The sequence below is a fragment of the uncultured Enorma sp. genome (genome assembly GCA_905210055.1).
Lineage (GTDB): Bacteria > Actinomycetota > Coriobacteriia > Coriobacteriales > Coriobacteriaceae > Enorma.
The window spans coordinates 1-7463 of the sequence record CAJLVH010000097.1 but is presented as its reverse complement, the minus strand read 5'-3'; the positions used below and the strand labels follow the sequence as shown (position 1 = coordinate 7463).

Here is a 7463-nt window from a genome sequence, read left to right as displayed (position 1 = left end):
CCCCCCCATCCGCTACCTGGGTTGCGACCACGGCTTCTTCGAGGCGTGCGGCGTCATGCCCCAGGCGGAGGATCTGTGCCGCGTCATGGCGGCGGAGGTTCGCAAGCTGTAGGATGCAGGTGGGACGCGGGCGCTCGAGCGCGGTGCTGCGGATGTGCCGCGGGCGTGTGAGTGCGGCGCTACGCATGCGGGCGCCCGTATGTCCCATAATATGCAAAGGTAGGCAATAAGACCGTTCCAACGCGCCCGTATCTCCCAGAATATGCACATGTGGGAGATACGAGTCGCGATGGTTCGGTAACGGAGCGGTATAGGTGTGAGAGGAGCGTGCGCAGTGGTGACATTTCAGCTTGAGGTGAACGGGCAGGCGGTTGCCGCTGAATATCGCGATGCCGATGTGGAACGCGTACTGCTGCCGCTGCTCGACCGGATTGCGCGCTGCACGGAGCGCGTAGATGCGGCCTGCGCACGCACCATCGTGTTCATCGCGGCGCCCCCCGGTGCCGGCAAGTCCACGCTCGCTGCGACGATGGAGCGCTTGGCGGAGGAGGATCCGCGGCTGCCGCGTATGCAAGCGATCGGCATGGACGGGTTTCACTTTCCCAACACCTATCTGGACAGCCACGACGTGACGTTGGCGGATGGCCGCACGCTTCCGCTCCGCGCGATCAAGGGCGCACCCGAGACCTTCGACGTGCGCGCGTTCATCGAGAAGGTGCGTGAGACGCGTACCTCTGCACGCCCGGTGAGCTGGCCGGTCTATAGCCGCATCGAGCACGACGTGGTGTCCGAGGGAATAACGATCGATGCGCCCGTGGTGCTCGTCGAGGGAAACTACCTACTGCTCGACGAGGAGCCGTGGCGCGGGCTCGTCGAGCTGGCCGACTGCACAGTCTTTTTGGACGCCGATTCGTCGCTCCTGCATGAGCGGCTCGTTGCGCGCAAGGTGCGCGGCGGCATGGGTCGCGACGAGGCGGAAGCGTTTTTCGAGGCGAGCGACGGCAGGAACGTCGAGCGGGTGCGCCGGGGAAGTGCGGCGGCGGACGTGCGGCTGCAGGTGGATGCCACAGGGCGCATCAGGCGCGAGGATACGCTGCCGGCGGTCGCGTTCTTCGACGTCGACGGCACACTCACGTGGGATCACGACGACATCCCACATGAGCTTTCCGCACCAACGCCCGCGGTGCGCGCCGCGATCGAGCGCTTCGTGGGGCGCGGGAACATTGCGGTGCTCTGCACGGGGCGTCCGCCGATATCGGTTTCGCCCGCGGTGCTTGCTTGTCCGTTCGCAGGCAAGATCATGCTCGCCAGCGGGCACGTGGAGTTCGACGGCGAGGTGATTCGCGAGCGCAGCATTCCGCATGAGCTTATCTGCGAGCTCGTCGATGTGTTCGAACGGGTGCACATGCCCGCATATCTCGAGACGGCTACGAGCGGCATTACCCTGAGCTGGCCGGATGTGCCGTCGCTGTTCGACGACGAGGCGCATGAGGAACGGCGTGTCGACATCGAGGGCGTGCGAGCGCTGCTTGCGGAGCCGGATTCGTTCAAGGTCGCGAAGATCGTGTTCGACACCGCTCTGCTCAATCGCTTGGAACCGGCCATGCCGTTCATCCGCGAGCACTTCGTCGTATCCGACTTAGGTATCGGCGCGCACGAGATGACGGTTCCGGATATCAACAAGTTCGAAGGCATGCGCGCCATTTGGCGGGCGCTGCGCGAGCGCGGCATCGAGTTCGGCACGGTGTACGGGTTCGGGGATTCCGAAAACGACGTGACCATGCTCTCCGCCGTGGATGTAGCGGTGGTCATGGGCAACGCGCTGCCCGCCGCCCGCGCCTGCGCGGACTATGTGACCGATGCTGTCCAGGAGGACGGCGTCGCCACCGCGCTGCAGCATTTCGGCCTTGCCTGACGGCGGCTCGGCCGGAGGGGGATGTCATATTACCCCAGGGGTTTTTCGACATGCCCGGGGGTTTGCCACAACCGATATCGCTCGGCGCGCGTGTCGTGTCGAAAAACCCCTGGGGTAATTTGACATCCCGAGCACCATCGAGAAAGGGATTCATCATGCTCGATATGAACTGGAACTCTGTTGCGCTCATCACCGGTGGGCAGTCTCGCGCGATTAACGGCGAGAACCGTCGCGGCGAGAAGGGCAAGGGCGGCATGGCGGCGAGTGACCTCGGACCGTCGCGCAAGGGGTCGCCGTGCCTGCGTGGCATCCAGCCGGGCGACACCGTCGAGCTCGCCGATATCGAAGGCCCCGGCACGATTCAGCACATCTGGATCACCGTCAAGGACAAGACGACTGATGCCGATTGCTTTGTCCTGCGCGACCTGGTGCTGCGCTTCTACTGGGACGGCCAGACGCGCCCGTCCGTCGAGGTGCCGCTGGGCGATTTCTTCTGCTGCGGGCTCGGCCAGGGCTGCGTGGTGAACTCGCTGCCCATCGTGGTCATCCCCGACCGCGGCCTCAACTGCTATTTCCCCATGCCGTTCAAGTGCCACGCGAGGATCACCCTCGAGAACCAGCACAAGAACGCGATCTCGTCCTTCTTCTACCAGGTCGATTACTGCTTGGGCGAGGTGCCACAGAACGCTGGGTACTTCCACGCCCAGTGGCGCCGCGAACGCCTCACGCAGAAGGGGCGCGATTACGTGGTGCTCGACAACGTGCGGGGGCGCGGCCAGTACGTAGGGACGTACCTCGCGCTTTCTACGCTCGAGCGCTACTGGTGGGGCGAAGGCGAGATGAAGTTCTACCTCGACGGTGACGATGAGTATCCCACTATCTGCGGAACGGGTACGGAGGATTACTTCGGCGGCGCGTGGAGCTTCGCGTCCCACGAGACTGGCAAGACTGTCGAGCAGAACTACTGCACGCCGTTTCTGGGATACCCGTTCTACGCGAACCGCGACACGACGGTGTACAACCGTTACCACAACGACGACGTCCCGCCCATGCGTGGGTTCTACCGGTGGCACATTCCCGATCCCATCCACTTTGAGCAGGACATTCGCGTGACGCTTCAGCAGATCGGCGTGTGCCATCGCGGCCTGTTCGAGCGCCAGGACGATGTGGCGACCGTCGCCTACTGGTACCAGGACGAGCCCTATGTCGAGTTCCCGCAGTTGCCCTCCCCGGAGGAGCGCTGGCCAAGATAAAAATGATAATTTCAGTACCTGGTACTGAAATTATCATTTTGTGCCGTCATGTCCCAAAATGCACCTGTCCCTTATTGGGACATTGGGGCAAGTGCCTCGTTTTCGTTTCTGCGCGGTTTGACGCATAATGGTTTCGGAAACGAAACGCGCATAGCGCTCAAACGGGGAGGGTGCCGGCCATGTGGGAGACGGACGATAAGGAGCCGCGTAAGGTTTCTGCAGATGAGCGCCGTGTTATGATCGTGGACGAGGTGAACAGCCGCACCTCGATCCACGTGGCGGACATCTGCGAGCATTTCGGCATCTCCGAGGTCACCGCCCGAAGCGACCTCGACAAGCTCGAGCGCGCCGGGAAGCTGCGCCGCACGCACGGCGGTGCCGTCTCGATCACGCGCACCATCACCATCTCGTACCCGGACCAGCGCATGAACCTCAACGTCGATGCCAAGTGCAAGGTTGCCGAGTGCGCCGCAGGACTCGTGTCAAACGGCGACTCGCTCTTCGTGGACTCCGGGACGACGACGCTCGAGTTCGTCCGCCTGCTCGGCAGCAAGCACGACATCACCATCGTGACGAACGACCTCTCCATCGCAACGTTCGCCGATTCGAACCTGCCCCATGCCGATGTCGTGCTCCTGGGCGGCGCGCTCCGCAAGAACCACCGCTACATCACCGGCTCCATCGCGAACGACATCTTGAGCAGGCTCTACGTGGACAAGGCGTTCATGGGAACGGACTCGTTTGACCCGCAGCAGGGGTTCGCGACGGAGTATACGGGCAACGCGGAGATCAAGCGCAGTATGTTGGCGCACTCGAATCGTCACATCGTGCTTATGGACACCTCAAAGATGCGCCGTCCGAGCTTCATTTCTTTTGCCAGCATCGCGGATTTCGACGTCATTGTGATGGACGAAGACCCCGACGGCGCGATGAAGCAGGCGGTCGAGGCGTCGCGCACGCACACGCGCCTGGTTATCGCCGACGAAGCGCCCAAGGGCGTGCTCATTCCCGGCGAGGAGCTCATCGGCGGGTCGGCGGACCGGCGGAGCGGCCGCCAGTGGATGACGCATATCGACGCGAACGTGTAGCGGCCGCATGCCGCAACTCTGTCGAAACCGCCTAGGGTGATTCGACAGAGTACTTCGATATAAAAGGGCACCGCCCCGGGGAGAGGAGCGGTGCGCGAAAGAGGTCGCATGTCGAAAAACCCCTGGGGTTATTTGACATGATCTGGCATGCGGCTATTCCGGCTGATGGCCGAGGTAGGCGAGGATGCCGCCGTCGACATAGAGGATGTGGCCGTTCACGAAGTCGGACGCCGGTGAGGCGAGGAAGACCACGGGACCCATGAGGTCTTCCACCGATCCCCAGCGCTCGGCCGGGGTCTTCGAGATGATGAACGCGTCGAAGGGCGCGCGCGAACCATCGGGCAGCGGCTCGCGCAGAGGCGCCGTCTGCTCGGTGGCGATGTAGCCAGGCCCGATGCCGTTGCACTGGATGTTGTACTTGCCGTACTCGGAGGCGATGTTGCGGGTGAGCATCTTGAGGCCGCCCTTGCTCGCGGCGTACGCGCTCACGGTCTCGCGCCCGAGTTCGCTCATCATGGAGCACACGTTGATGATCTTGCCACCGCCGCGCTCCATCATGGAGGGCAGCACCAGCTTCGACATGATGAAGGCCGCCGTTAGGTCCGTGTCGATGATGCGGCGGAAGTCCTCGGCATCCATCTCGTGCATGGGAACGCGCTTGATGACGGCCGCGTTGTTCACAAGGATGTCCACCGGCCCCAGCTTTTCGGCGATATCGGCGAGCATCTCGCGCATTTGCGCCTCGTTCGTGACGTCGCCCACATAGCCCGTCGCCTCGACGCCCGCCTCGCGGTACGCCTCGACGGCCGCGTCCCGGCGCTCGGCGGTGCGGCAGTTGAACGCGACCTTCGCGCCCGCTTTCGCGAGCGCCACCGCGATGCCGAACCCGATTCCGTGCGAAGCTCCCGTGACCAGGGCCACCTTACCGTCGATCCTGAACTGATCCATTGCGCATCCCTTCTCTGTCCGTCCGTTTCCGTGCCTATCGTCGCCAAATCGTCGTATCGAAGAAAAACGAAAAAAATATATGGCGTAAACGTCAAATACTATAAATAAAATCGAGAAACGAAAGTTTTCCTAACTGTCATTTTCCTTCGTAGATCCCATATTGCTTTTCAAAAAACAGTCAATTACCTGCAAAAACAATACGCCAGAGACGCTTCTCAAATCAAGACCTTTTCAAATTTTGAAAAATCAGCTACCGTTTACGTTCGAAAACCGAACGTTCACCGATGCGCAACTTCCGCAAGGAGTGCAATCGTCGTATTACAGAGTGAGTAAAAACCCGGCGGCACCGGCCCCGGACAACGAAGGGAGACATATGGAACTGAGCGACGTTCTGCACGAGGACATCATCAGCCTCGATGTTCAGGGCACGACGAAGGACGAGGTCCTGCACGAGCTGGCGAATCTCCTGCTCGATGGCGGCTACATCTCCGACGTCGATCAGTTCGTGAAGGACATCTACGTCCGCGAGTCCATGGGCATTACCGGTGCCGGCAACCACGTTGCCATCCCGCACGGCAAGTCGAGCGCGGTGCTCCAGAACACCATCGCCATCGGCCGTTCCAACCACATGGTCGAGTGGGAGAGCTACGACGACGAGCCCGTGAACCTGTTCTTCCTGTTCTGCGTCTCCGACGACAAGGGCTTCGAGCAGACCCACCTGCGCCTGCTCGCCCAGCTTGCTGGCAAGATCGGCAGCGAGGCGCTCGTCGAGAAGCTGCAGCACGCCGAGACCAAGGAAGACATCATCGCAATTCTTACGGCCGAGTAGGGGAACTCGCCGCGAGATAGGGTGCACGGAAAGCCGTGCATCGAAGTGGGGGAGACCCCAAGGGACTTTGAAGAGGAGGGAACCATGAAGATCGTTGGCGTTACCGCCTGCACCGCTGGCATCGCGCACACCTACATCGTCGCCCAGAAGATCAAGGACGCCGCTGAGGCTGCCGGCCATGAGTGCAAGATCGAGACGCAGGGCTCCATCGGGGCGGACAATGTCCTCACTCCCGAGGAGATTGAAGCTGCGGACGTCGTGATCATCGCTCACGACATCGAGGTGCCGATGGAGCGCTTCAAGGGTAAGCGCGTCGTCGACATCAAGATCAGCGTCGCTATGAAGAACCCCAAGAGCCTGATCGCTACCATCGAGAAGAAACTCGCCCAGTAGCATCACCTCGAACTCAAAGTTGGTGTACCGAGCCATATGGCTCAAGCGGGGGAACCCGCATAGAACAAGAAAGGAGGGAGTTCCATGGCAGAAATCAAGAAGGTCGGCGTTATGAAGACGATCATGACGGGCATCTCCTACATGATCCCCATGGTCGTTGCCGGCGGTATCCTCGGAGCTCTCGCAAAGGGCTTCGGCGGTTATGCCATCGGTGACTTCTACTCTGAGGTTTCCGGCTCCTGGGCCACGCCATTCACCGGCATGGAGCCCTTCACCTGGGGCGGCTTCTGGTGGGGCGTCAACATGCTCTCCAGCTATGCCATGAACTTCGCCGTCGCGATCCTGTGCGCCTACATGGCCTATGCCATCGCTGAGCGCCCCGGCATCGTCCCCGGCTTCATCATCGGTTACGTCTGCACCATGTCCAAGGCTGGCTTCCTGGGCGGCCTGCTCATGGGCTTCGTGATCGGCTACTTCCTGCTTTGGATGAAGACCTGGAAGCTCCCGCATTGGTGCGCCGGCCTCATGCCCGTGCTCATCATGCCCGTGCTCTGCACCTTCGTGTGCGGCATGCTCTTCCTCTGCGTCTTCATGCAGCCGCTTGCGTGGATCATGGACGTCTTCCAGCAGTGGATCATCTCGCTCAACGGTGGCTCCAAGGCCATCATCGGTGCCGTCATCGGCGCTTGCATGGGCTTCGACATGGGCGGCCCCATCAACAAGACCGCTTCCATGGCTGCGAACGCGCTCGGCGCGGACGGCATCTATGGTCCTATGTCCGCTAAGATCATCGGCGGCATGACTCCTCCCGTGGGCGCCTTCGTCGCTTCGCTCATCGCCCGCAACAAGTTCACCCAGACCGAGCGCGACACCGCTATTACCGCGTTCCCCATGGGTCTGTGCTTCATCACCGAGGGCGTGCTTCCCTTCGCCGCTGCTGACCCGGTGCGCTTCATCCCCGCTTCCATGATCGGTTCCGGCGTGGCCGGTGCCATCGCGGTCGGCATGGGCGTCGAGTCCGTGGCTGCTCACGGCGG

The 7463-nt window shown here is 61.9% G+C and carries 7 protein-coding genes; 6 read left to right on the top strand and 1 reads right to left on the bottom strand.

The genetic code is table 11. The annotated features are described in order from the left end of the window. Positions 1-337 precede the first annotated feature (337 nt). From QZ079_RS06780 to QZ079_RS06770, 3 genes are all read left to right on the top strand, one after another. The gene (locus QZ079_RS06780) at positions 338-1915 is read left to right on the top strand and encodes a nucleoside/nucleotide kinase family protein (protein WP_297036790.1); all 1578 of its coding nucleotides are present in this window, start codon (positions 338-340) and stop codon (positions 1913-1915) included. Between the two features lie 155 nt (positions 1916-2070). Continuing rightward, positions 2071-3168, top strand: coding sequence for a glycoside hydrolase family 172 protein (locus QZ079_RS06775; RefSeq protein ID WP_297036787.1), 1098 nt, complete (start codon positions 2071-2073; stop codon positions 3166-3168). Between the two features lie 179 nt (positions 3169-3347). Next, positions 3348-4256, top strand: coding sequence for a DeoR/GlpR family DNA-binding transcription regulator (locus QZ079_RS06770; RefSeq protein ID WP_297036784.1), 909 nt, complete (start codon positions 3348-3350; stop codon positions 4254-4256). 153 nt (positions 4257-4409) lie between these two features. Here QZ079_RS06770 and QZ079_RS06765 read toward each other — a convergent pair whose 3' ends face one another. Beyond that, positions 4410-5204, bottom strand: coding sequence for a gluconate 5-dehydrogenase (locus QZ079_RS06765; RefSeq protein WP_297036782.1), 795 nt, complete (start codon positions 5202-5204; stop codon positions 4410-4412). A gap of 373 nt (positions 5205-5577) precedes the next feature. Between QZ079_RS06765 and QZ079_RS06760 the strand changes: the two genes are divergently transcribed. From QZ079_RS06760 to QZ079_RS06750, 3 genes are all read left to right on the top strand, one after another. Continuing rightward, complete coding sequence (locus QZ079_RS06760; protein ID WP_297036779.1) at positions 5578-6033, top strand: PTS sugar transporter subunit IIA; 456 nt, start codon at positions 5578-5580, stop codon at positions 6031-6033. 84 nt (positions 6034-6117) lie between these two features. Continuing rightward, positions 6118-6426, top strand: a complete 309-nt coding sequence (locus tag QZ079_RS06755) for a PTS fructose transporter subunit IIB (protein WP_291288201.1) — start codon at positions 6118-6120, stop codon at positions 6424-6426. An 84-nt stretch (positions 6427-6510) separates the two neighbouring features. Further along, positions 6511-7463: PTS fructose transporter subunit IIC (locus QZ079_RS06750; RefSeq protein ID WP_297036776.1), on the top strand; the 953-nt coding region annotated here is incomplete at its 3' end.